This is a genomic window from Okeania sp. KiyG1 (assembly GCF_014132355.1).
Classification (GTDB): domain Bacteria; phylum Cyanobacteriota; class Cyanobacteriia; order Cyanobacteriales; family Microcoleaceae; genus Okeania.
Genome location: NZ_BLZO01000079.1, coordinates 56594 through 79819, shown reverse-complemented (window position 1 = coordinate 79819; position 23226 = coordinate 56594). Strand labels below are relative to the sequence as shown.

Below are 23226 nucleotides of genomic sequence, written 5' to 3'. Positions count from 1 at the left end.
GGAGATGGAGAGATTTGTATATTTGCATAATTTTTGTATTTCTTATGAATATTCTCGCTACGACAAAGAATTAGCCCTGCCTACAGATGGTGGCTTAAAAGTCAATTTGCGTAAGTCCTGTACTTAAAACTTTTGACTTTTTATTTTTGACTTTTGACTTTTGACTTTTTCAGACTTTTGACTTTTTAAAACTTTTGACTTTTAACTTAAGCGATAACTGCTGTCTCCGTGGCAAAATTAATGTTGAGAACAAGATCGGCAAAAGGATTAATCTAAAATGATGACTGAATCTAGATTACAAACTGCATTGAAAAATGGCCAAGCTCTAAAAATTATTAGTGGTTTGACTAACTTTGATACAAACAGAGTAGCAGCAACTGTCAAAGCTGCCACCCTCGGTGGTGCAACCTACGTTGATATTGCTGCCGACCCTAATTTAGTACGAATGGCACGCAGTTTAACTAACTTGCCCATCTGTGTTTCTGCCATCGAACCCACTAGATTTTTGCCAGCAGTAGAAGCAGGAGCTAATTTGATTGAAATTGGTAACTACGATCCTTTCTACGCCAAAGGTATACGCTTTGAAGCGGAGGAAGTATTGCAGTTAACTCAACAAACTCGCGACTTGTTACCTAATATTACTCTTTCTGTAACTGTTCCCCATACTTTAGAACTAGACCAACAAGTACAACTAGCTACTGAGTTAGTAAAAGCTGGTGCTGATATTATTCAAACTGAGGGTGGTGTCAGTGCTAAACCTGTTCATCCTGGAACATTAGGGTTAATTGAAAAAGCTGCCCCTACTCTAGCGGCAGCTTATGAAATTTCTCGTGCTGTATCTGTACCTGTATTGTGTGCTTCTGGCATTTCTAATGTAACTGCGACCCTAGCTGTTGCTGCAGGTGCGGCCGGAGTTGGTGTGGGTTCTGCTATTAACCGCCTCAATGATGAAGTGGCAATGATAGCTGCGGTTCGTAGTTTGGTGGAAGCTTTAGCAAGTGTTCGTCATGTCAAAGTAGATGCAATGTCTGCTTAATTAGTTTTATTTTGTAGTGCGGGCATCTTGCCCGCTAAAGGTTTAGCTTGAAAATGTGGGTAAATTTTAGACAATATAGACCTCTCCCCCCGCATCCTCGGGGGGTTGGGGGGGATCGTAGCGTTGGGTTTTACTCAAAATTTTAGTTTAGACGAGCTACTAGAGAGTTTTCAGGTCAATGAACTACATTAAAAAATGATAACCCTGTAGGGACGTTGCATGCAGCGCCTCTACTAAAATGAAAACGCTGTATGGTAGAGATATGTCAATTTTAAATCTAGTAAAGTTAAGTCAATATTGCCATTTTGGCCTGACAGTATTCGTGGGAAAGTTAATAATAGAGTTTATCTATAGATAGGAAGATAGGATAAAATTATGCGAAACTTTAAGAAGAAAATAGTTACCGATGAAGTTATGCGTCCCGTAGCAGTTTTGATTGACTATCAAGACTGGCAAGAAATTGAAAAGTTATTGGCGACTTTTGAGTTAAAAACGGAAGCACAAAATGTAGATTTAGCTAAGTATGCAGGCACAATAAAACTCAGTATAGACCCTTTGGAATATCAACAACAAATTAGGGATGAATGGTAGTGATAGAAAATTTAATTGTGCTAGAGACAAATGTAGTTTTGTATTATTTAGGTGGACGCTTAGTCAACCCTTTGCCTAATGCTAGATATTTTGTTTCTATAATTACTGAGATCAAATCCGTTTAATTCGGCACGTAAAGAATGTTCCATCTTCAACGATTACCAAATATTTCTCCCCTCCAGGGAGGGGTTAGGGTGGGTCCCCATCCCCCATCCCCCCATCCCCCCATCCCCCATCCCCCCATCTAATTACACCGATGCTACCGGATTTGAGATGAAATAGAATTGCTGTCTTATCCTAATTTAACTCCTGTTGAGGAAGTACAAATTAGTAATTTTTTAGCTCAGATAACAATAGTTGGTATTGAGAGTTAGATCAAAGATTTAGCGATCGCTTTACGCAAAAGTTACAAGTTGAAACTTCCTGATACTATTGTGGCAGCAACAGCACAGTCACTAAATGCTAAGTTATTTACAAATGATGCCAGACTGATAAATTTGTCAGAAATTAAAACTGAGTCTGTACAAATTTTATGATTGGAGAGCATTAACTTAATCAAAGCAGGACTTACGCATCAGGAAGGAAATTTTTAGGTTTGATATCAAATCCGTTTAATTCGGCACGTAAAAAATGTTCCATCTTCAACGATTACCAAATATTTCTCCCCTCCAGGGAGGGGTTAGGGGTGGGTCCCCATCTCCCCATCCCCCCATCCCCCCATCTCCCCATCTAATTACACCGATGCTACCGGATTTGATATGATATGCTATCCTAACGGACTGCTTTGCTACGTACATAAAACGCAAACACTGTCGTTTGCTGTCGCAAAGCTGCGCTAACGCAATGACAGAAATATCTTATTTTGCGTAAGTCCTCACAAACTTAAGTAATTAAGGTACTTTGTTCAACATTTATCATCCTTGCATAGAGAATTTGCTCATTAATTTCTAGATTATTAATTAAGCTTAAAGAAGTTACAATACCATCGCCTATTAATTCTCCTTCTACCTCTCCATACTCGACCTGCAAAATAATATTATCTGCCCGTGAATCATTAGATACACTATCGGGATCTTGCCAGGTTCCCAAACCACTAATTTCTGTTGTTGCCTTCATAAAATTTAATGATTCAGATTTAAATCTGGGCACAGTTAATGTTAATAATTCCTGTTCAATTCTCGTAAATTTAACATGATTACTTTCATCCCCAAATAGTAGTGCAAAAAGCACATCTTTAGCTAGAATAAGTAATTCATTACCCTGATTACTCCGATATTTTTCTGTTATTAAGTCAGTTCCTTTTTCTGGAGGATTATTAATTAAATATCCAGCTTCTATTAGGTGATTTCGGTCTGTTTTTTCATGCTTTTTGAGGAAATTATCTAATTTTTCTCTATCTAGCGCCATATTTTTCAGGCGTTCTATTCTTGAAAGCCTCTCTTGAGCTTTTTGTTCTTGAATAGCTTTAATATCTTTCTTTTTATATATAAAGAATCTAAAGTTAAACGTATAATTTGCTCGATTAACCATTCTCGGTCTTGTTGTACTAAATGACTGCGTAATTTTTCCTCGAACTGAGGAGCTAGCTCTTCTTTAACAGAACTAACTATACCTTGAATATTCAAACTCATTTCTGTTCTCCTAAACACTGGTAATTCAAACAATAGATTTGTTTGGTATTTTACTCATTCTATAATATAGAGCCACTTTATAGATATTGATTGATAATTTTAAATTTCTTCTACTATAATTTTATTTTCTAGTTCAATTACTCTAATGGCAATTTTCTCTAATTACTAAATTGAACTGCTATTCTATTCAACTATATGTATATAGTTCTAATAATAATTAAATTGTTTTAGAGCTTTATATAACTCTAAAATAAAACCTAAAGTATAACGCATCCTTCGCTCTCCAACCGAATTGGCATTTTTGGAGAGGTATATGATCGATTATTCGTACATCCGTGCCATAATCCTTGTGTGCCCACCTAATTCAACAACCGAATTTGGGCCAAAACAAAAACAGCCGGAATCACACGACCATAATTTGTAGCGATCGCTCTCCAACCCAAATCGGCCAAAAACCAAGTCCACAACATCGGGCCTAAAAAGCTTAAAGCTGTCCGCGCTGCCCCATAACGAGCTGCACTTATGGCCATACCTCGATTAGCCATTTGCATAGCTATGTGATTTTGAAACTGAGCTGCTGCGGTTGCCCCACCCCTAACTAATGCTGCTTTTGTCACTTGATATTTAGCAAAATGAATAGCAAACTGGCGGGCAAATTCCTTGAGTAAAATAGGTTTCAAAATCGAACTCACAGCCAAAGCACTACCACCTTTTAATAGTAAACTTAATGGATTTTTTTGTATGAACATTGGTAAAGGCTGAGGCACATTAGATTCGGCCAGGGATCGACATATACTTTGGCTTAAGACCTCTTGTTCTGATTTTGGTAGGCGTTTCCATGCCTGACCTAAAACATGAAGAAATACCTCTGCTTCTAAATCTATAGTTGAAAGCTTTTGAGAGTAGGAAATTTTCAGATACCGACAAACTTTAATCAAAGCTTGCCGATAGGTTATTTGTTGAGTCCGCCCTCGTAATACCGTCATGCCATCTGCCACCAGATAACAAAATCTTTGCTCTAGGGCGTCTAACCAGGCATCGCGATCGCGACTTTGTACATCTATGGGTAGAGGAGTCTGAAAATAATCCAAAGGATTAATCCCGCGCCCAAACAAAAGTTCTGTTAACTGCTGTAACTCCTCTTCTGTTGCTAATTCTAGTGCTGCTCTTAGTTCATTCAACTTATATTCCTCCACACCCACGAAGCATGACTTAGTTATTTTACCAGGACTTACGCAAATTTACTTTTCAACCACCATCTGTAGGGGCGAATACCATTCGCCCTCGCTATATGTATAGTCTCTGCGTAACTCCTGATTACTCTAGTTTTGGGAGGCAAATTACCGAATTAAGGTTAAGTCCCAGACTATTATATCATAACTATTTATTGTCGCCAGGAAAATGATGATGGGATCGCAACAATTTGATGTTACAGTAATTGGTGCTGGTATGGCTGGTTTAGTCTGCGCTCAACAACTCCAGCAGGCTGGTTATTCGGTGGTGGTACTGGAAAAGTCTCGGGGAGCGGGGGGACGGATGGCAACTCGCCGAGTATCAGGAACTCGTGTAGATCATGGGCTACGTTACCTTGAACCCACAGGTAAATTTTTGCAACAATTAATTAATTATCTAGAAAAAGAAAAAAATGGCCTTTCTTCCCAGCACATTCTGCAACTTTGGACGGATAAAATTTATGAACTAACTCAACCCCAGGGACTAATACTTCCTCTGACCAAAGATTGTTATATTGCGCCCCAGGGAATGAACTCTGTGGGTAAATTTCTTGCCCAAAATTTAGAGGTTTGGTTTAGTAGGCGAGTGGAAACTATGCAACCAACAGTGGAGAAAAACTGGCATCTGAGTCTGGAAGTTACTAATGATGTTGCGACTGAAAAACCTGTAGAAGTAATATCGAAAGCTGTTGTTGTAGCTATTCCTGCACCTCAAGCATTAATGATTTTAGAAAAACCTGTTGCGGAAACGCCATCAGAATTTCTCAATAATTTGCGTTTTGTGGAATATGACCCCTGTATTACTGTGATGGCGGGATATTCTCCAGCTCTACAGGAAAATTTACCGGAGTGGCGAGCGATCGCTTTTCCTAATGATGACTATCTTGCTTGGGTGGGTGTTGATAGCAGTAAACGCGTCAATTCTACTCAACCTGTATTTGTCATTCAAAGCAATGCCAAATTTGCCACTACCTACCTCGATGCCAAAGACTTACAACCAGTGGGGGAAGAATTACTGGAGTATACAGCACAACAATTGATGCCATGGTTAAAATCTCCAGAATGGTTGCAAGTACACCCGTGGGGTTATGCTTTTTGTCGTCAACCTTTAGCTGTTTCTTGTCTGACTACAGAGTTGCCGTTGCCATTAGTAGGTGCAGGTGACTGGTGTGGAGGAGATAATATTGAGGGTGCTTTCGCTTCTGGGTTAGCAGCAGCAAATTGGGTAAATAGTAAACTACAGAATTTGTCGTTACCAGGGGAAAGTTTTTTGAGGGGAATTTAATCTTGTATGGCAGGCAACAGGCAACAGTGGGAAAAGCATTGCCTAATTTAAGATTCATAATTAGTCTATGTCCTAACCAACTCGTTCCTTGCATTATTATTTTACTTCATTAGTGATAGCACTACGCAAATAGGTTAGGACATTTTTAAATGCTCAAACTCAGTCAGATATTACTTTTAACTTTTAACTTGCGCGTAGCGCTATAGTCCTAACCGACAGCGAACCCGCTAAACTGTCGTCGATAGGTAGATTGAAAACCCAAAACTATATCTGTCTTGGGTACACCTGCTGCTAACAACTCGTCGGCAATGCCGATATCGGTACAATCTTGTTGTATCCAGATTTTCCCATCCTTAATATCCACATGAACTGTGGTACCATATACCCGTTTGTGGTCGTCCCAACCTAAATTAACGACTAGATAGCGATCGCGCACTGTATCGAAAACAGCTTCTACTTCCGTATCTGGAGAGATATCTTCTCCTAAGAAACTTTCGGTCAAAATTTTTTGCACCAGTTCGGGGTAATTAACTGTTAAACTTAAACTGTAGAAAATAGTTGTCAAATGTAGAAAAGTATTGTAATATTAAATAGTTAATAGAAAGCCTAAATTTAGGCAATGAATGATTTTGACCATGATAGTAGTCACAGGTGACTATAGCAAAATTTGAGGGTTAGTGCACAATTGATTGTTGTTGACAGACATATAATTAGACGAACACATAACTTTTGGCGGGTGTGTGATGAGTTAGCTTTTAAGTCAAAAAACCTGTATAACTTGGCTAACTATCACTGTCGTCAGCATTTTTTCACGACTGGTAAAAGTCTCTCACTAACTAAACTGTACCACACCACCAAAGAGAGTGATGCTTATAGAGCCTTGCCAACTAAAGTCTCAAAACAAATAATAAAATGCTTGGTGGCAACTTGGCGTGGCTATTTTCAAGCGATAAAAGAATGGTCAAAACATCCACAAAGGTTTCTAGGTAAACCCAAAATACCAAAGTATAAGGACAAAACCAAAGGCCGAAATGTAGTTATCTACTCAAAAGAGTCTGTATATAAAGCACCACTAAAGGACGGTATTTGTCACTTATCTATGAGTGATATCAAAATACCTGTAGTGGTTGAGTCTGTAGTTGAAGTGAGGATAGTACCTGCAACTGGCTGCTATGTAATTGAAGTAGTGGCGTGAAAAAACTGAACAACAACGGATAGAGTCTACATATGTAGGAGGAATAGATTTAGGGATTGATAGATTAGTTGCTCTAGCTACAAACAAGCCTGGTGTGAAACCTCTGCTTGTTAATGGGAAGCCACTAAAAAGCGCCAATCAGCTTTACAACAAGCGAAAAGCTAAATATCAAAGTGTTCTCAAGGGCCAGAAAAAAACTAGCCGTAAGATTGAAGCGTTAACCTATCACCGAAATTGTTTTGTGGAGAATTATCTGCATAACACCAGTAAATTAGTGGTTGAGTATTTAACCACAAATAATATTGGTACTGTAGTCATAGGCAAAAATGATAATTGGAAACAAGGTGCAAACATCGGCAAAAAAAATAACCAAAATTTTACTCAAATACCACATTCTAAGCTAGTCAAACAGATAACTTATAAGTGTGTGTTAGCAGGAATTAAAGTGATTGAGACTGAAGAAAGTTATAGCAGTAAAACTTCTGCACTTGACCTAGAATTGCCCTGTCAGCATGAATTGTATGTAGGTAAACGAGTCAAACGTGGTTTATTCAGGAGTGCAACTGGTAAAGTGATTAATGCTGACATTAATGGTAGTATTCAAATAATTAGAAAGAAATTCCCAGGGGCATTTACTGCCGAGGGAATAGTGAGCTGTGCCGTACAGCCAGTATTGGTTAATCCAATATTAAGATAAAAGTTGTCACGATTTTCTACAGTTTTATTCGTACGGTAATTTAGTTTTTCCATGTTATAATTTCCTCTTTGTTAGAGTCAAAAATTAGTAATTTTAATTTCGGTCAAGTTGCCGGGGTTGTTTTTGACATTATAGCAATTAATTTATTCTTTAACGGTGCGTGACGACGGATTGTTAAATGCTTTTCATCATCTCAATTGTCGCCGTTTAATGCTCCCTACAAATTTTGCTGTTTGTTGGGCAAATTACTATTAATTCCCAGGGATAAAATTCCCAAGATTTTCTCTAAGTTATTAATAAAATATTCAGTTATATCGATGTGAACTTCTGTATTTTCTAATTTTAAAAATTTCCAAATATTTCCAGTGGTGACGACACCGTAAATGGTGGAAATTTGATTGCCTTGTTGTTGATTAAATATTTGTGCTGCAATCATTTCTGCGAGACATTGCCCTAACCCGGCGTTTAAGTTTTCTTTTTTAGTTTCTACAATGGCAAAAACTGGAGATTTAATAAATAGTTGTTCTGGGTCTAGACTAATGAGAAAGTCACAAGTACCGTTTAATCCTCTGGCAGTATCGACGTTAAATTCTGTTCCGGAAAACAGGCTAATTTGATTATTCAGGATTTTTCTGAATTCTATTAAAATCGGGGCAATAATCATTTCTGTTTGCGGAGCATTCCGTCAGGAAACGGGCTTTTTCTGTATTAATTGCTAAGGCTAATGGTAAATTATTTTGTAATGTTTGTTTTAAAAAATCGCTTGGTTTAACTTCTGGTATATTGGCAAAAAAATCGACTTGCTCATTGATTGTTAAGGAAAATTCTTGTTGGATTTTAGGTAATGTTAAATCGCTGTAAGACATTTGATGTTGGCTCCTTTTATAGCAATTCCCATAGTTATGAGGTATATTCACGATCCCCCTAAATCCCCCTTAAAAAGGGGGACTTTGAAGACTCCCCCTTTTTAGCGGTTCCCCCCTTACTAATGGGGGTTAGGGGGGATCTAAAACTGTACTTCATAGGTTAAAGAACTGCTATAGTATTAATAATAATTATTATTCTGTTTACCACTCCCCTATCAAGTAGGTTTTGAACTATTATCTAACTTTTCTAATACCTCTACTAAAGAAGAACGCACTGTTGAATCATCATATTTAAGTAGAGTTAATAGAGCTTGCACAACTGGCTCTGAAGAATTGCTTAATTTGCCTAACACTTCTACAGCAGAAAAACGCATACTTGAATTTTCATCTTGAAGTAGAGTTAATAGAGTTTGCACAACTGCTTCTGAAGTATTATCTAATTTATCTAATGCTTCTTGTGCTGAACAATTGACTTCTGAACTATCATCTTGTAGCTGATTTTTTTGTTGAATAAACTCTTCAAATTCCTCAAATGTAGGTTCCTCTAATTGATATTTTTCCTTGGTATAATCTCCGGAACCTGCATCAATTTCTTGGAGAAAACGTAACATTCCCACTACACCTAATGAATCTATTAGTGCTTCGTATCCTTTTTGTCTAATTTCTGTTAATTTCATCATTTTTTTTCTGTGAAATATTTATTAATCGAACAACTGGGTTTTCTACTTTTCATCTTCTGAATTCTTGCCTAAATTTTCTAATGCTTTGGTAGCAAAGTAACGTACAAACGGTTCACTATCTTGAACTAAGTTTGACAGTGCTTGCACCACAGATTCAGAAGCATTGCCTAAGTTGCCCAATGCCTCTACAGCAGAACGACGCACGTCTGGGTGTTTATCTTGAAGTAAAGCTAAAAGAGCTTGCATTACAGGTTCAGAAGTATTACCTAAGTTGCCCAACGCTTCCACAGCAGAAGAGCGTACCCTTGTATCTTGATCTTGAAATAAAGCTAAAATAGCTTGCACAACAGGTTCAGAAGCATTACCCAAGTTACCCAATGCCTCTACAGCAGAACGGCGTAATCCTGGATATTCATCTTGAAATAAAGCTAAAATGGCTTGCACCACAGACTCAGAAGAATTGCCTAAGTTGCCTAACGCTTCTACAGCAGAGCGACGCACCTCTAGATTTTTGTCTTGAAGTAAAGTTAAAAGAGTTTTTACCACAAGTTCAGAAGCATTACTTAGTTTTTTCAACGCTTCTACAGCATAAAAGCGCACCGCTAGATTTTCGTCTTGAAGTAAAGCTAAAATAGCTTTCACCAAAAGTTCAGAAGCATTACCTAAGTTACCCAACGCCTCTACAGCAGAAAGGCGCACGTCTGAATCTGTATCTTGAAATTTGCCTAATAGGGCTTGTATAACAGGTTCAGTAGAATTATCTAACTTACCCAAGGCCTTTGCAGCAGATTTACGCACTTTTTGATCGTCATCTTTTAGACATTTAATAATATCAAGAGCAACAAACTGAGCTGCCGAACCACTATCTTCGATTTTTTTCAGATCATCTACCCTATCTTTTGTCGTCGCCCCTGGAGCAAACAAATTGCGGACAAATCTTTTAATCCTTTGTATCTCTAACTTTTTTTGTAAAGCCTCTAAATCTAATCCTGCTAATTTGCCAATTTCATCTGCTACAAATCTGGGTACTCTAACCTCCGAACCTTTTGCTAAACAACAATCTCTAACTGCCAGCAAAAAGCCTTTAATTTCTGCCTCACCCAACTTTTTCTTTACTTTTGTCAGAAACTCCCGCCACTTTTCTTCATCATCCTTATTCTCCTGTACTAAATATAGTGCAGCTAAATATTCTGCTAACGGATCGAGAGCAAAGCGAATGTTCTTTCTATCTTTTATTGGACCATATCCAGTACGCTTAAGCAGTCGCAAGTCTTTCTCAAAATAATTAAGACAGTCTTCTGCTTCATCTATTTCCAAACTTGGAAAAGCCTCAATTACTTCTTTGCGCTTCACATCGGATGGTTTATAATTTTCCTCCAAACATTTCCAAGCAATTAGTTGAGCATCCTGTTTAATGGTAGGATATTCACTCTTAGTCTTTCTTTCACCTTGACGGTTCAACTTTTCTAAGTAGTTAAGTATGAGATCGGGAATATTATTGAGAAAACGCTCCGAGGTAAAATTATTTTCCTTACTATTAATCATCTTCTCAGCATAAAGCTTTGCCAGCCAAACAGTTATATTCTTCTCTTCCCCAACAGTAGGTACAAATTGAGCGCATTCCTGTAAAAATTCTTCTTGATCTTCCTCAAACAAATGCCACTTATTGCGCTCCTTCAAATACTGCTCGATAAAGTAAGCTAACGTTCCTCCATCAAACTTGAGAGTCTCAATTTTGATGTCGATACCTCGGAAATCTTCCTCTCTTCTGGAAGTGATAATTAAAGCATTTGCTGGAAACTCTTTCGGTTCAGGATTAAATTTATCTTGAGTTTCTTGACTCAGCTCCGAATAACCATCTACAATCAATAAAATTCGACGCTGTCGCAGGAGTTGTTTAACTAATAATTCATCAACTATCATTTGTTCATTGTCGATCAACTCCTGAATTTCTGCCATTATTGCCTCCATTATCGGTTTGATGCCATCTCCAGTATTATCAATTTCCTTCTCTATTAAAACTGGTAACATCAAATGTTTGGCTAAAGCTTTAGACTGATGCTGTTTTTTCATTGCCCATTTAGCAATTTGACAAGCAATAGTTGTTTTTCCTGAGCCTCCTTCACCCCAAATTAACAGTCGCACTCGCTTTTCTCTGTTAAAAAGTTCGCTTAATGTTTCCGCTGTCAGCTCATCAATTTCCTGACTGTTTAATTCAACCGGAAGTGAAACATAATCTTTTCGCTCGTCAACAGTTTCGTTCTCTAGAAACTTCTGTTGAAAAGTCTCCAGATGTTTTTCAACCCAAGCATCTAATACCCTGGGTCGATACTTGAGACCTAATATATCAACAGGTATTTTAACTTCTGGGGTTTTGGGTGTTTTCGGTATCTTCAATTCCGCAGGTAGCAGCAATAACCATAGGGGGCGAAACCAGAGAATTCCCAAATACAAACCCGCCAGCATAGGGATTAAAATTAACCACCCTTTCCAGTCTTTCTCATCATCAGAATTTTCCGAATTTTCCTGTGTTTTTTGTTCGGTGGGTTGACTTGTCTTTTTTGGTTCAAGACTAGCAGTAGGTTGAGGGCTAGGTTCAACATTTTCTTGGGCAAATACTAGACTATTAATTTGCTTAGTGCTTGGGTGTAATGGAGACAAACTTGTTACTATTAAAGGCAAAGAAGTAGACAACAGAGCTATTTTCAGCACAGCTAATAAAGTCTGTTTAGATGGTTTTACCATAAATTAGAATACCCAAAAGAGAATTTTTGAAAGTATATTATAGTATAAAAATATATAAACCAGGTTTATATTAGATACCTTTCCATACTGATAACTTATAACTAAAACTGAAAAAGCTGCCTCCCAAATAATTCTAATTCTAGTTCTTCGAGAGATTTGCCGCGATCGCTACCTGCTAAGTAATCTTGCCATGCAGTTTCGCTGGAAGCTATTTCTGCGGGAAAAATGAGTTCTTCTTCTATCTCTGTTTCTATGGAGTTCTCCACTATTGCTTTTAACTCTTCTAATAGTCGAAGTTGCTCTGCCTTGGTGAGGCTGTGAATTTGACTTACTACTTTATTATAAGTTGACATAGACTTTTCTTCTTTCCTTTTGGATAAGGCTATTTTTTCCATATTGGATTATAGCTCTAATTGGTAGCAATTACAACTGTTTAACCACATTTCAACTGATAACTGAAAAATGGTATTCTAGATAAAAGTTCCTAACTTTACCTCCCTATTACTGGAGGTGAGGTACTGACAACTAATAACTGTTAACTGAAATGACTATCTCAACTCCAAACACCTCTAAACACAAGAAAGCTAAAGCACTCAGACCAGGTGCCCGTCGCCCCGCTAAAGAACTCTGTAGCGAATGTGGTTTGTGCGACACATATTATATCCATTATGTCAAGGATGCTTGTGCATTTCTTAATCAACAATTTGACAACCTCGAACAAGAAACTCACGGACGTACCCGCAACCTAGATAATGAAAATGAGACTTATTTTGGCGTTCATCAAGATATGATGGCAGCTCGCAAAAAACAACCTATTGAAGGCGCACAATGGACTGGTATTGTGAGTACGATCGCCTGTGAAATGCTCAATCAAGGTATTGTCGAAGGTGTTGTCTGTGTGCAAAATACTAAGGAAGACCGCTTTCAACCGATGCCAGTTATTGCCCGGACTCCAGAGGAAGTATTGGCAGCAAAAGTTAATAAACCGACTCTTTCTCCTAATCTTTCGGTATTAGAAGAAATTGAAAAATCTGGGATGAAAAAACTGTTAGTAATTGGGGTTGGTTGTCAGATTCAAGCATTACGAGCGGTGGAAAAACAATTAGGTTTAGAAAAGCTCTATGTTTTGGGAACTCCTTGTGTGGATAATGTCACAAGAGAGGGTTTGCAAAAGTTCTTAGATACTACGAGTAAGTCACCAGAAACTGTTGTGCATTATGAATTTATGCAAGATTTTCGAGTACATTTTAAACATGAGGATGGGTCGATAGAAAAAGTACCATTTTTTGGGTTAAATACTAAGAAATTAAAAGATGTTTTTGCTCCTTCTTGTATGAGTTGTTTTGACTATGTAAATGGTTTGGCAGATTTGGTCGTGGGATATATGGGAGCGCCTTTTGGTTGGCAGTGGATTACTGTTAGGAATGAGACAGGAAAAGAAATGTTAGATTTGGTGATGAATCAGTTAGATACTCAACCTGTAATGTCTCAGGGAGATAGAAAAAATGCTGTTCAACAAAGTATTCCTGCTTATGACCAAGCTGTTACTTTGCCGATGTGGGCTGCAAAATTAATGGGAGTTGTAATTGAAAAAATTGGTCCTAAAGGTTTGGAATATGGGCGGTTTTCTATTGATTCTCATTTCACTCGTAATTATCTTTATGTGAAGCGGAATTATCCAGAAAAATTAGAGGCTCATGTGCCAGAGTTTGCGAAGAAAATTGTAGGGCAATATAAGTTGCCGAAATAATTTTTTGGTGTTGGGTTTTGAAGTAATATTCTTTTCCCAACTTCTGCTTTTAATAAGTAATATGATGTCTGGTTGAATAGTTATAAATAATCAGGGAGGAGTCAGCAGAGAAGGGGAGGGAGTTTTAATATATAGCAGTGAGGTGAACCAACGATCCCCCTAAATCCCCCTTAAAAAGGGGGACTTCTGGTTTCCCCCCTTCTCAAGGGCTAAATACCCCTGAAAAAGTGGGACTTCTAGTTTCCCCCCTTCTCAAGCTATGCTTTATAAACATCTTTCTTAACATAAAAATTGACACAATCGACAAGTTATGTATTAGCCTTCCAAAGATTTTTGCCAGAGAAAAAGTGTATTAAAAAGTAGATTTTTCTTGATAACTTAAGTAGTTTTTCCTATATAAATTGGTTCTTTCTCCTTTCTCCCCTGCTCCCTACTCCCCTTCCCCTCCACCGGAGGGGTTAGGGGTGGGTCACACAAGGTTTTCAGGAGTTCCTTATAAGGGATAGCTTCTCAAGGGGGGTTAGGGGGGATCTTCAGCAGTGTGCCTCACACTTACTGAGAAATACTATATTATACTATTTTGAAAAAAGAATGTTACGAATAATAAGCAGCATAAAAAGACTTTATATAAAAGTCTATTTGACGAAAAAATAATTTACAAAACCAAAAATGGTATTAAATCTATTCATTCTGACTTCTGAATTCAGAATTATAAGAAATACTTTAACTATTTGTAGCAAACATTTATCAATTTGGTATTAGACATCTCCAATAATAAAAAATCGGCGTTGCTGAATTGAAGTATGAATGCGCGATTTTTTTGTTCTGGCCAAGCCCCCTAAATCCCCCGTTCAACAAAAAGCGCAGCAACATCTGGCTTCCCCCTTTCCAAGGGGGACGGGAGGGGGATAAAGGGGTACTTTTAGAGTTTTATTCCCCCCAATTTTGGCTTGCTCGGGGGGCAAAATCATACCCATAATCAGCAACGCCAAAATATCAAATCAATTATCCCACTCTTATTCATCAATTATTTCTCCCTGTTCCCTCTTTTGGAGGAGATGTCTATTAAGAAGATAAAGTTTTTTTATGACTAATTATTAAGTTTAGTAGAACGGAATTATTCATCTATATTTTCATTTTCCCGATCAGAATTCAGATGTTCAATTCCCCATTGGTGCATTTCATTAATCATTGGTTTAAGACTTTTTCCGAGAGAAGTTAAAGAATATTCGACTTTTGGAGGAACCTGCAAATAAATTTCCCGATGAACAATGCCATCTGCTTCCATTTCCCGCAACTGTTGGGTAAGCATTTTGTGAGTTATACCTTGCAGAGAACGATGAAGTTCATTGAAACGTTTGACCCCATCAAATAATTCTCTGAGAATCAAAAGTTTCCAACGTCCACTAATTACTTGAATAGCCATCTCTGCTGGACAATTTTTCTTTTTATTTGTACTTTTAATTTTCATCTCAAATTGTTGCTTTCCTCTACCTACTACTTCTACCCATAGTATCTTTTTAGGTACTATCTGACTTTAAAGTGCATACTACACATATTAACTTGACTTAAGCTAGATTATAAATGTCAAAACAAAATCTAAGTTATTAATTTCCAGGACTTACGAGAACGAGCATATCTAGTAGGAGTAAACTGCCGTTTCCCCCTAAAGAAGGTGTATGATTTGATATTTTGTGTAAGCCATGAATTTCTATAGATTTTGTATCCAGAGAGAAAGAAAAAAATTATGAGTGAACCAATTATTGCAGATAAAAAACCTGTAGTTTTAGAACTTGAAGTAGGTAATTATTATTGGTGTAAATGTGGTGCATCCAAAAAGCAACCATATTGTGATGGTTCCCATGCAGGAACTGAGTTTACTCCTATGGCATTTGAGTTAACAGAGAAAAAAACAGTAGCACTTTGTAATTGTAAGTATACTAATAATCCTCCTTATTGTGATGGGACTCACGCTAAATTGTAAATAAAATACTCATTAGACATCTCCAGAAAAGAGGGAGTAGGCAGTAGGGAAGTTGCATGCAACGTCCGTACAGCAGTAGGGAGAAATAATTGATAATTTATGTGTGAGAATTGATTTTATTTTTGATTTTTGGAGATGTCTATTTGTTACTGTTGCATAATCAAACAATAGACCTCTTGCAAAGGTATTAATTCAATCAATTCAATATCTGAAATCAACAATTTCATTTCCCTATTCCCTATTCCCTGACTTCTGCAAGAAGTCTAATTATTTTGACTGAAAATTAACTTCTGCAAAATCACAATTATGCAACATTATTTGGGAGTAATCAAACTTAACGAAGTCAGAAGTCAGTAGGGGCGAATGGCCATTCGCCCCTACAGAAGTTAACCCACCCCTAACCCCTCCGAGGAGGGGAGGGGAAGTAGGGGATTTGAGCTTCGCTCCAAAAATATTTCGCCTTAAAAGGCAGGGTTTTAGACCCAATTATTTTGATAAATTATCAAATAATTTCAGCTATTCAACCTAGTTATTAATTTTTTTATTAGTCAAGATTAATCTCAGTAATTCAAGTTTAATTTTCACAAAAAAATCAAGTTATCGGAGGTAGTAAGAATGATTTATATACGAAAAGCTGAAGCAAGAGGACACGCAAATCATGGTTGGCTCGATACTTATCATACATTTTCTTTTGCCAACTATTTTGACCGTGAATATATGGGGTTTCGTTCTCTCAGAGTAATTAATGAAGATAGGGTTTCTTCTAGTAATGGTTTCGGAACTCATGGACATCGAGATATGGAAATTATTACTTATGTTTTAGAAGGAGCATTAGAACATAAAGATAGTGCAGGAAATAGTGCTGTACTTTATCCTGGAGAAGTACAACATACGAGTACGGGTACAGGAATTATGCATAGTGAATATAATCACTCAAAATCTGAGGAGGTTCACTTTTTACAAATTTGGTTACTACCAAATTCTAGAGGTTTAACACCAACATATAATCAACGTTCTTTTGATATAGAAAAAAACTCTGGTCAATTAAATTTAATAGTTGCTAAAGATGGTAGAAATGGCGCACTAAAAATTAATCAGGATGTTGATTTATTTGCAGGTGTTTTGAAAGAAGGCGATCGCTGTTCTTATTCTTTTAATTCTGAACGTTACGGATGGGTTCAAGTTGCTCGTGGGGAAATAGACCTTAATGATTTATCTTTAAAAGCAGGTGATGGTGCTGCTTTAAGCGAAATTAATGATGTTTATATTACAGCTAAGTCAGATGCAGAAATTCTTTTATTTGATTTAGCATAGCTCATTTCAGTTATCAGTTATCAGTTATCAGTTGTCAGTTGTCAGTTGTCAGAATGAATAGGTTTAATGCCAGTTTTGATGTCGTAAATTATCTTTTTCGTCAAATAGACATCTCCAGAAAAGAGGGAGTAGAGAACCCACCCTAACCCCTCCCCTCCCAACCCACCCTAACCCCTCCCAACCCACCCCTAACCCCTCCCTGGAGGAAGAATTGATAATTTGTGTGGGATAATTGATTTTATTTTTGATTTTTGGAGATGTCTAATAGACATTTTAGATAAAGTCTTTTAATGGCGCTTATTATTTGTAACATTCTTTTTTCAAAATGGTGTAATATCATGTCCGGATAAGAGCGTGACAAAAAAACTTTCTCCTCCTTATACCTTCCAACTCCTTCTTCTTCCCTCCTGACTCCTGACTCCTCCTAAAAGATAAATTTTTAAGCCGTTTCAGCTATTACTAACTACCTAAATTTTTAATCATTTTTTTTTGTTTAACACCCCGCCTTCTACAGGGTGTTTACAATCACTTGGAGTTTGAGTCCCCATCCACTTCTTCCTTCTTTCTTCTTCCTTATTCCTTATTCCTTATTCCTTCTTCCTTCTTCCTTTTTCAATAGCCAATTTCTCTCCTGTCCTAATAATTTGTCCTGCTAAAATAGCTGCTCCAAAACCATTATCAATATTCACAACACCTATTCCTGGCGCACAAGAATTTAACATTGTTAATAGTGGAGCTAAACCATCAAAATTAGCTCCATAACCTACACTTGTAGGTACTGCAATAACAGGACAATCTGCTAAACCTGCAACTACACTAGGCAAAGCACCTTCCATACCTGCTACTACAATTAGTACATCCGCTTCTGCAATTAAATGTTTATTGCTTAATAAACGATGTATTCCTGCTACTCCTACATCCCAAAGTCGCTTTACAGAAAAACCACAAAGACTAGCTGTAACTGCTGCTTCTTCTCCTACTTTTAAATCAGCAGTACCAGCACTGACAATTGTAATTATACCTTGATGTTTTGGAGTAGGAAAATCAGAGATAATTGCACAGATTTTTGCATCTCGATAATAATAAAGACCAGGAATTTTGTCCTGCAATTCTTCATAAATTTCTGGTTCAATTCTTGTTGCCATTACTACAGGATTATTTTTCCTCATTACCTCCATGATTTTCACAATTTGTTCTGGTGTTTTTCCTGGTCCCCAAATAACTTCAGGAAAACCTGTTCTAATATTTCTATGGTGGTCAATTTTGGCAAAGTTTTCGACATTTTCAAAGTCAAAATTCTTGAGCTTTTCTAAAGCTGACTCTGGAGTTACATCTCCTGTAGAAATTGCTGTTAATAATTGCTTTAAATCTTCTGATTTCATTAGAATTAAATAAATAAGGGAGTAGGGAGTAGGGAGTAGGGGAGTAGGGAGTAGGGAGTAGGGAGTAGGGAGCAGGGGAGTAGGGAGTAGGGAGCAGGGAAGTGGGGGAGTAGGGGAGTAGGGGAGTAGGGGAGTAGGGGAGTAGGGGAGATAAAGACACCTAGAAAGAAAAATCTATTGCACAGTTTTAGCTGTGTTAGTCCACTAGACTGACTTATTGCTTTGAGCATTGTACCTAATCGTTTTGCAAAGTCCTATAAATTAATCATTGATATATTAGACATCTCCAAAAATCAAAAATCAAAGCAATTATTATCTATAAATTGTCAATTATTTATCCCTGTTCCCTCTTTTCTTGAGATAATTTGTTTGACTTTCTATTTCACAGAGGTATACTTTTTATTTTTAGTTATAAGTCGAAGGAAAGGTTAGGATAAATCAAAAGTTTAAAAATAAGACAACGTAAGATTTTTCCTTCTTACTTCTTCCTTCTTCCTTCTTCCTTCTTCCTGCTTCCTTCTTCCTTCTTCCTGCTTCCTTCTTTACTCAGAAATTTGGAGTTCATATAAATTCCAGAAACCACCAGCAAGTTCAGTATATTGAATTCCTTTAATCCGATTTCTTATAGCTTCAAATTCTAGAGGATTAACCATATATATAAAAGGTAATTCCTCAGCAATAATTTGCTGTGCTTGACCATAAATTTCTTTTCGTTTTTCTTCATCTAACACTTGAGAAGCTCTAATATAAAGATTGTCTATTTCTTGTTCCCAATCCTTAATTTTCCAACCTTCTATGTTGTCTTCTCCAGGTTGAGGTCCTTGATTAAAAGTGTGTAATCTACCATTAACAGACCAAATATTATAACCACCATGAGGTTCAATACCTCCTCCTCCAAAACCTCCTAGATAAGCTTCCCAATCTCTGGATAAAGATAGTCTTTCTACATAAGTATTAAAACTGAGAAACTGCATATTTACCTTAATACCTATTTTGGCTAAATCTTGATTAATTTGTGTTGCCATTTGTTCTCTGACTTTCCGACCAGCACTTGATAATAAATTAAATTCTACTCGATTACCTTCACTGTCTAATAATTCACCGTTTTGATTATATTTAAAGCCAACACTCAGTAAAAGTTCTTTGGCTTTTTCTGGGTTATAATTGTAAACTTTTAAGCCTTCTTCTGGAGATAAATAAAAAGGACTGGTGACCGGAATTGGTGAATATTGGGGCGCACCTAATCCACGGTATATATTATTGGTCATTGCTTCCCTATTAATTGCATAGGCGATCGCTTGCCGAAAAGATTTATTATTAAACCATCGAGATTTAAAGGGTTTGACAAATGGTTGACCTTGAGCATTTGTTGCCTGATTCAAATTAAAAGAAATAAAGCTAGAAGCAGATGTGGGACCGCCATTATAAATAGTATACTGGCCACGATTTTCTTCTCGTTTCAACAGGGGAAACATTTCTGGCTCTACCCCAATTGTATCTAGTTCACCAGAACGGAAATTTAAGAGTTGATTATCTGTATTTTCGATGACTTGCCAGGCAATATTTTCAATATAAGGTAAATTATTTCCTTGGTCATCTTGACGCCAGTAAAATGGATTTTTTTCTAAAATAATTCGCTGATTTGCTGTATAACTTTTGAGGCGATACATACCATTACTAATAATTTCCTTCACCGGGGTATCAGTTCCCCATTTTGTGAGATAGTTTAATTCTCCTTTAGAGTTAGTAGTACGAACTGATTCTTTTAATGCATGAATAGGTAGAATAGGTAATCCTCCAGCATATCTAATAAAAGGAGCAAAAGGTTCTGGTGTAGAAAATTCTATACGGAGATTATCGATTTTATTGACTGCTGGTAAAGCTCCACTTTTGCCAATTCTGAGAATGTCTTTAAAGCTAGTAGGAATTTTATCACTGAGGTATATTTCATTATAAGAAAAAACTACATCATCAGCAGTTAAAGGTTCTCCATCTGACCACTTCAACCCTTCTTTTAAAGTAATAACTATTGTTTGTCCATCATCAGAAACTTTCCAGGATTCAGCTAACCCTGGCTCCAATTCTCCTGTGATGCCATTTTCAATAATTAAGCCCTCATATAGATAGCCAAAAACATTATATGCTGACTGATTTAATGGATAGTTGAAAGTAGAGGCATCACTAGGTGTAGGTACAACAATACGAGATTGATCATTTGATGGTGCTGGTCTACAAGCACTGAGAAAAATATTAAAATAACTGTAAATAAAATTGCTAATTTACGATAATAGTTTTTGGGTATTAAAAATCATCTTCAGGTAATTGATATATATCTGTAACTAGATCATACCAAATTAAACAAACATACTTTTGTTGTGAGCTAATAAATTTATCTTTATGATGGATAACAAAGCTACAAAACCTCGATTTGAAAAAATATTTGTATAATAGATAATTTATTTATAAGTATTGAACCGGGTATGATATAACTTTCAGAAATATTTGGTAGTCCTGCATTATAATTGTGAAGATATATATTTTTTTAATTTCTTCTCACACTCCCTATACTCCCCACACTCCGTCTAACTTAACTCACTATTGGGACTCAGACCAAATAACTCCTTAAAACCACGGGATAAGGCGGAACTGCTAGACTCTAAATTGTGAGCTAGCTGTTTTAAGGTCAGAGGTTCTTCAAAGGTGGCTAACATTTTTCTAATTACGGGAGTGGGTACAATTAAGAGAAGGGAAATATATTAAACTTAAACCCAATAAAAAAAGTATTATTTATAGTGAATATTTCTCTGGTTTATGGTTAGTTCGAGAGGCTTGACTTGCAGGTAATTTAGCCCAACTATTAGCAATTTTACAACAGGAATTAAATTCTTTATAATATCAAAAGGGGTGCATATCATATTGGCAAAAATACTTTTTTCCTATATATTCACTGCCTGTTGCCTGTTGCCTAAAAGCAATATTTTTTTGGCTTTATTCACGCATTGAGATGCACCCATCAAAACTTTGTCAAAAATTTGAGCAAAAATATTAATTATTATGAATAACACTTCCGAAAATCATTACAAAAATATCGCCAATATTTACGATAATCTCTGGTCATACTCTCCTGAATATATTAAATTTACAACTCAAAAAATTATCGAATATCTACACCTAACTCCCACAGATACTTTGGTAGATATTGGTTGTGGAACAGGAATTTATAGCAAAGAAATTATCAATCACATTCAATTACAGCAACCGATTATTTGCGTCGATCCTTCTGCTGAAATGCTAGAAAAAATTCCGGCAAATAGTCGATTAAATCCCATAGAAATGGATGGAGTAAAATTCTCTCAAAAACCAGGAATTTATAACAAAATTTTCTTAAAAGAAGCTATCCATTATATAGAGGAAAAATTTATACTATTCCAGAATTTATGGCAAAGACTAACTCCTAGAGGAATTTTCTTGTTATTGCTCTTACCACCCACTATTGAGTATCCTTTATTTGCTAAAGCACTAGAATTGTACGAAAAAAAACAACCTCACTATCAAGAACTAATTGATTTACTTCAAAAAGTAGGTTTTGTTGTCGATTCTGATATTATAGAGTACCCTTTAGAATTGCCAAAAAGTCAGTATTTTGAAATGGTAGAAAATCGTTATATGTTTTTGCTTTCTGAATTTAATGATACTGAATTAGCAGCAGGTTTAAAGGAAATGGAAGAGAAATATCAGGATAAATCAGTTTTGAAATTTAGCGATCGCATGGTTTTTATAGCAGCAACTAAACCTGAGTATATCTGAAGTCAGTAGGGGTGAATAGCCATTTGCCCCTACGTTCTTGCCATGACTAATGCTGCAATTTGTAAATATACCAGCGCTCATTGCTATATATGCTAACTATTCTCTTTTGTAGATAAACGTTGCAGAGATATGCTTGCTGCTTGAGATACTTGAGAATGGCTATCTTTTTCTAAATATTTCAAGGCAGATATACTCTTAGGAGTAGGCATATTTCCTAAAGCTTCTGCTAAACGTTGGCGAATTAACCAATCTTCTGAAAGAGCAAACTTGAGAATATGTTCTACTGCTTCTAAGTCTCCAATTTCTCCTAAAGCGGCGATCGCTGCTTGTTGTATCACCATCTCCTGATTATCTAAAGCTTCGATCAATAAATCATGAGCGCGTGGATCTTTCAGGTTTCCCAGAGAAACTGCGGCACTGAAACGTACTAACCAACTGGTATCTTCATAAAATGCTCTCGCTAAGGGTTCAAAAGCTCTAATATCTTCTAGATATCCTAACGCCCCCGCAGCATCAGCACGAATGCCATAATCTGCATCTTTTTCTAACAGTTCTACTAAAATTGAGTAGCATTCCTCTGTCTGTTTTACACCCAGGGCAAATACTGCCATGGAGCGTACTGGTAAATTTTGGTCATTCAATACTTTTTTTATCAAAGGTACTGCCTCAGTCGCAGATACTTCTCTTAGATGGGCCAGGGCAAGGAGGCGATCGCGAGAATTTTCACTATCTAATTGGACAGATATTTGCTCTAAATTCATATTTTGCATATTTGGCCTTTATTTGTAAAACTTTATATTTGTCTTATATTATAGTTAACAAGGAAAAAGTAAGAGGGAAGAAGGAAGAAGTGTTGAAGAAGGGAGAAGGCAGCTATGCTGTTTGCGCAGCATGACCTAGGAAAGGTCTAATTGGGGATTCAAACCCCAAACAATTTTAAGCATCGTGTAGACTGTGAGGTATTAAACCCGTCACAGATAATATCAAATCCGGTGAATACTTATTATAGAGATGGGGGGTGGGGAGATGAG

At 36.8% G+C, this 23226-nt stretch carries 24 protein-coding genes and 1 pseudogene; 10 read left to right on the top strand and 15 right to left on the bottom strand.

Going from position 1 to position 23226, the window contains the following annotated elements:
* The first annotated feature begins 277 nt into the window (after positions 1 to 277).
* The 3 genes from SAGCYANO_RS17030 to SAGCYANO_RS17020 all read left to right on the top strand — a co-directional run bounded on the left by SAGCYANO_RS17030 (position 278) and on the right by SAGCYANO_RS17020 (position 2163).
* Complete coding sequence (locus tag SAGCYANO_RS17030; RefSeq protein WP_202221157.1) at positions 278 to 1036, top strand: DUF561 domain-containing protein; 759 nt, start codon at positions 278 to 280, stop codon at positions 1034 to 1036.
* Between the two features lie 375 nt (positions 1037 to 1411).
* Positions 1412 to 1627 carry a hypothetical protein gene (locus SAGCYANO_RS17025; protein WP_202221156.1) on the top strand — a complete coding sequence of 72 codons (216 nt, stop codon included), beginning with the start codon at positions 1412 to 1414 and terminating at the stop codon, positions 1625 to 1627.
* A gap of 374 nt (positions 1628 to 2001) precedes the next feature.
* Positions 2002 to 2163: a PIN domain-containing protein gene (locus tag SAGCYANO_RS17020; RefSeq protein WP_307785917.1), complete on the top strand. Its 162-nt coding sequence runs from the start codon at positions 2002 to 2004 to the stop codon at positions 2161 to 2163.
* A 105-nt stretch (positions 2164 to 2268) separates the two neighbouring features.
* Here the strand turns inward: SAGCYANO_RS17020 and SAGCYANO_RS17015 are convergent, their stop codons facing one another.
* The 4 genes from SAGCYANO_RS17015 to SAGCYANO_RS17000 form a co-directional block, all read right to left on the bottom strand.
* Positions 2269 to 2424, bottom strand: a complete 156-nt coding sequence (locus tag SAGCYANO_RS17015; protein ID WP_202221154.1) for a hypothetical protein — start codon at positions 2422 to 2424, stop codon at positions 2269 to 2271.
* Positions 2425 to 2509: 85 nt separating this feature from the next.
* Positions 2510 to 3034, bottom strand: coding sequence for a hypothetical protein (locus SAGCYANO_RS17010; RefSeq protein ID WP_202221153.1), 525 nt, complete (start codon positions 3032 to 3034; stop codon positions 2510 to 2512).
* A 14-nt stretch (positions 3035 to 3048) separates the two neighbouring features.
* Entirely contained in the window at positions 3049 to 3258 is a 210-nt protein-coding gene (locus SAGCYANO_RS17005) for a hypothetical protein (RefSeq protein ID WP_202221152.1), read from the bottom strand.
* A 359-nt stretch (positions 3259 to 3617) separates the two neighbouring features.
* Positions 3618 to 4439: a YaaW family protein gene (locus SAGCYANO_RS17000; protein ID WP_202221151.1), complete on the bottom strand. Its 822-nt coding sequence runs from the start codon at positions 4437 to 4439 to the stop codon at positions 3618 to 3620.
* Between the two features lie 223 nt (positions 4440 to 4662).
* Between SAGCYANO_RS17000 and SAGCYANO_RS16995 the strand changes: the two genes are divergently transcribed.
* A complete protein-coding gene (locus SAGCYANO_RS16995) occupies positions 4663 to 5775 on the top strand; it encodes an NAD(P)/FAD-dependent oxidoreductase (protein WP_202221168.1) in 1113 nt (370 codons plus the stop codon).
* A 208-nt stretch (positions 5776 to 5983) separates the two neighbouring features.
* Here SAGCYANO_RS16995 and SAGCYANO_RS16990 read toward each other — a convergent pair whose 3' ends face one another.
* Positions 5984 to 6340 carry a XisI protein gene (locus SAGCYANO_RS16990; protein ID WP_307785915.1) on the bottom strand — a complete coding sequence of 119 codons (357 nt, stop codon included), beginning with the start codon at positions 6338 to 6340 and terminating at the stop codon, positions 5984 to 5986.
* Positions 6341 to 6460: 120 nt separating this feature from the next.
* Here SAGCYANO_RS16990 and SAGCYANO_RS16985 point away from each other — a divergent pair, with 120 nt between their 5' ends.
* Together SAGCYANO_RS16985 and SAGCYANO_RS16980 are read left to right on the top strand one after the other, a co-directional pair.
* Positions 6461 to 6970 carry a hypothetical protein gene (locus SAGCYANO_RS16985; protein WP_202221150.1) on the top strand — a complete coding sequence of 170 codons (510 nt, stop codon included), beginning with the start codon at positions 6461 to 6463 and terminating at the stop codon, positions 6968 to 6970.
* Between the two features lie 19 nt (positions 6971 to 6989).
* Complete coding sequence (locus SAGCYANO_RS16980; RefSeq protein ID WP_202221166.1) at positions 6990 to 7667, top strand: RNA-guided endonuclease TnpB family protein; 678 nt, start codon at positions 6990 to 6992, stop codon at positions 7665 to 7667.
* A 217-nt stretch (positions 7668 to 7884) separates the two neighbouring features.
* On the opposite strand, the gene SAGCYANO_RS16975 is transcribed toward SAGCYANO_RS16980, so the two are convergent.
* The 5 genes from SAGCYANO_RS16975 to SAGCYANO_RS16960 all read right to left on the bottom strand — a co-directional run bounded on the left by SAGCYANO_RS16975 (position 7885) and on the right by SAGCYANO_RS16960 (position 12311).
* Entirely contained in the window at positions 7885 to 8331 is a 447-nt protein-coding gene (locus tag SAGCYANO_RS16975; protein ID WP_307785914.1) for a hypothetical protein, read from the bottom strand.
* The gene (locus SAGCYANO_RS49310) at positions 8285 to 8533 is read right to left on the bottom strand and encodes a hypothetical protein (RefSeq protein WP_307785913.1); all 249 of its coding nucleotides are present in this window, start codon (positions 8531 to 8533) and stop codon (positions 8285 to 8287) included. The genes SAGCYANO_RS16975 and SAGCYANO_RS49310 overlap by 47 nt, the downstream gene beginning before the upstream one ends.
* A gap of 215 nt (positions 8534 to 8748) precedes the next feature.
* The gene (locus tag SAGCYANO_RS16970) at positions 8749 to 9213 is read right to left on the bottom strand and encodes a HEAT repeat domain-containing protein (protein WP_202221149.1); all 465 of its coding nucleotides are present in this window, start codon (positions 9211 to 9213) and stop codon (positions 8749 to 8751) included.
* A gap of 42 nt (positions 9214 to 9255) precedes the next feature.
* Positions 9256 to 11958, bottom strand: coding sequence for a sister chromatid cohesion protein PDS5 (locus tag SAGCYANO_RS16965; protein ID WP_202221148.1), 2703 nt, complete (start codon positions 11956 to 11958; stop codon positions 9256 to 9258).
* A gap of 101 nt (positions 11959 to 12059) precedes the next feature.
* Positions 12060 to 12311, bottom strand: coding sequence for a hypothetical protein (locus SAGCYANO_RS16960; RefSeq protein WP_202221147.1), 252 nt, complete (start codon positions 12309 to 12311; stop codon positions 12060 to 12062).
* Between the two features lie 191 nt (positions 12312 to 12502).
* Between SAGCYANO_RS16960 and SAGCYANO_RS16955 the strand changes: the two genes are divergently transcribed.
* Positions 12503 to 13708, top strand: coding sequence for a Coenzyme F420 hydrogenase/dehydrogenase, beta subunit C-terminal domain (locus SAGCYANO_RS16955; protein WP_202221146.1), 1206 nt, complete (start codon positions 12503 to 12505; stop codon positions 13706 to 13708).
* A 1117-nt stretch (positions 13709 to 14825) separates the two neighbouring features.
* Here the strand turns inward: SAGCYANO_RS16955 and SAGCYANO_RS16950 are convergent.
* Complete coding sequence (locus SAGCYANO_RS16950) at positions 14826 to 15179, bottom strand: helix-turn-helix domain-containing protein (RefSeq protein WP_202221145.1); 354 nt, start codon at positions 15177 to 15179, stop codon at positions 14826 to 14828.
* 276 nt (positions 15180 to 15455) lie between these two features.
* Between SAGCYANO_RS16950 and SAGCYANO_RS16945 the strand changes: the two genes are divergently transcribed.
* On the top strand, positions 15456 to 15692 hold the full coding sequence (locus SAGCYANO_RS16945) for a CDGSH iron-sulfur domain-containing protein (RefSeq protein ID WP_202221144.1): 237 nt from the start codon (positions 15456 to 15458) through the stop codon (positions 15690 to 15692).
* Between the two features lie 615 nt (positions 15693 to 16307).
* Entirely contained in the window at positions 16308 to 17006 is a 699-nt protein-coding gene (locus SAGCYANO_RS16940; RefSeq protein ID WP_202221143.1) for a pirin family protein, read from the top strand.
* A 587-nt stretch (positions 17007 to 17593) separates the two neighbouring features.
* On the opposite strand, the gene larB is transcribed toward SAGCYANO_RS16940, so the two are convergent.
* The 3 genes and pseudogenes from larB to SAGCYANO_RS16925 form a co-directional block, all read right to left on the bottom strand.
* On the bottom strand, positions 17594 to 18388 hold the full coding sequence (larB, locus tag SAGCYANO_RS16935) for a nickel pincer cofactor biosynthesis protein LarB (RefSeq protein WP_202221142.1): 795 nt from the start codon (positions 18386 to 18388) through the stop codon (positions 17594 to 17596).
* A 542-nt stretch (positions 18389 to 18930) separates the two neighbouring features.
* Positions 18931 to 20690, bottom strand: a pseudogene (locus SAGCYANO_RS16930) (ABC transporter substrate-binding protein).
* Positions 20691 to 20970: 280 nt separating this feature from the next.
* The gene (locus tag SAGCYANO_RS16925) at positions 20971 to 21099 is read right to left on the bottom strand and encodes a helix-turn-helix transcriptional regulator (protein WP_202221141.1); all 129 of its coding nucleotides are present in this window, start codon (positions 21097 to 21099) and stop codon (positions 20971 to 20973) included.
* Between the two features lie 343 nt (positions 21100 to 21442).
* Between SAGCYANO_RS16925 and SAGCYANO_RS16920 the strand changes: the two genes are divergently transcribed.
* Positions 21443 to 22195, top strand: coding sequence for a class I SAM-dependent methyltransferase (locus tag SAGCYANO_RS16920; protein WP_237396249.1), 753 nt, complete (start codon positions 21443 to 21445; stop codon positions 22193 to 22195).
* 92 nt (positions 22196 to 22287) lie between these two features.
* On the opposite strand, the gene SAGCYANO_RS16915 is transcribed toward SAGCYANO_RS16920, so the two are convergent.
* Positions 22288 to 22965 carry a HEAT repeat domain-containing protein gene (locus tag SAGCYANO_RS16915; protein ID WP_202221140.1) on the bottom strand — a complete coding sequence of 226 codons (678 nt, stop codon included), beginning with the start codon at positions 22963 to 22965 and terminating at the stop codon, positions 22288 to 22290.
* Positions 22966 to 23226: the final 261 nt, after the last annotated feature.

Bases quoted from the DNA above. Each gene is read 5' to 3' on its own strand.
- SAGCYANO_RS17030 (WP_202221157.1), top strand. From the start codon at position 278: ATGATGACTGAATCTAGATTACAAACTGCATTGAAAAATGGCCAAGCT.
- SAGCYANO_RS17025 (WP_202221156.1), top strand. From the start codon at position 1,412: ATGCGAAACTTTAAGAAGAAAATAGTTACCGATGAAGTTATGCGTCCC.
- SAGCYANO_RS17015 (WP_202221154.1), bottom strand. From the start codon at position 2,424: ATGTACGTAGCAAAGCAGTCCGTTAGGATAGCATATCATATCAAATCC.
- SAGCYANO_RS17010 (WP_202221153.1), bottom strand. From the start codon at position 3,034: ATGGCGCTAGATAGAGAAAAATTAGATAATTTCCTCAAAAAGCATGAA.
- SAGCYANO_RS17005 (WP_202221152.1), bottom strand. From the start codon at position 3,258: ATGAGTTTGAATATTCAAGGTATAGTTAGTTCTGTTAAAGAAGAGCTA.
- SAGCYANO_RS16995 (WP_202221168.1), top strand. From the start codon at position 4,663: ATGATGGGATCGCAACAATTTGATGTTACAGTAATTGGTGCTGGTATG.
- SAGCYANO_RS16975 (WP_307785914.1), bottom strand. From the start codon at position 8,331: ATGATTATTGCCCCGATTTTAATAGAATTCAGAAAAATCCTGAATAAT.
- SAGCYANO_RS49310 (WP_307785913.1), bottom strand. From the start codon at position 8,533: ATGTCTTACAGCGATTTAACATTACCTAAAATCCAACAAGAATTTTCC.
- SAGCYANO_RS16970 (WP_202221149.1), bottom strand. From the start codon at position 9,213: ATGATGAAATTAACAGAAATTAGACAAAAAGGATACGAAGCACTAATA.
- SAGCYANO_RS16965 (WP_202221148.1), bottom strand. From the start codon at position 11,958: ATGGTAAAACCATCTAAACAGACTTTATTAGCTGTGCTGAAAATAGCT.
- SAGCYANO_RS16960 (WP_202221147.1), bottom strand. From the start codon at position 12,311: ATGTCAACTTATAATAAAGTAGTAAGTCAAATTCACAGCCTCACCAAG.
- SAGCYANO_RS16955 (WP_202221146.1), top strand. From the start codon at position 12,503: ATGACTATCTCAACTCCAAACACCTCTAAACACAAGAAAGCTAAAGCA.
- SAGCYANO_RS16950 (WP_202221145.1), bottom strand. From the start codon at position 15,179: ATGAAAATTAAAAGTACAAATAAAAAGAAAAATTGTCCAGCAGAGATG.
- SAGCYANO_RS16945 (WP_202221144.1), top strand. From the start codon at position 15,456: ATGAGTGAACCAATTATTGCAGATAAAAAACCTGTAGTTTTAGAACTT.
- SAGCYANO_RS16940 (WP_202221143.1), top strand. From the start codon at position 16,308: ATGATTTATATACGAAAAGCTGAAGCAAGAGGACACGCAAATCATGGT.
- larB (WP_202221142.1), bottom strand. From the start codon at position 18,388: ATGAAATCAGAAGATTTAAAGCAATTATTAACAGCAATTTCTACAGGA.
- SAGCYANO_RS16925 (WP_202221141.1), bottom strand. From the start codon at position 21,099: ATGTTAGCCACCTTTGAAGAACCTCTGACCTTAAAACAGCTAGCTCAC.
- SAGCYANO_RS16920 (WP_237396249.1), top strand. From the start codon at position 21,443: ATGAATAACACTTCCGAAAATCATTACAAAAATATCGCCAATATTTAC.
- SAGCYANO_RS16915 (WP_202221140.1), bottom strand. From the start codon at position 22,965: ATGCAAAATATGAATTTAGAGCAAATATCTGTCCAATTAGATAGTGAA.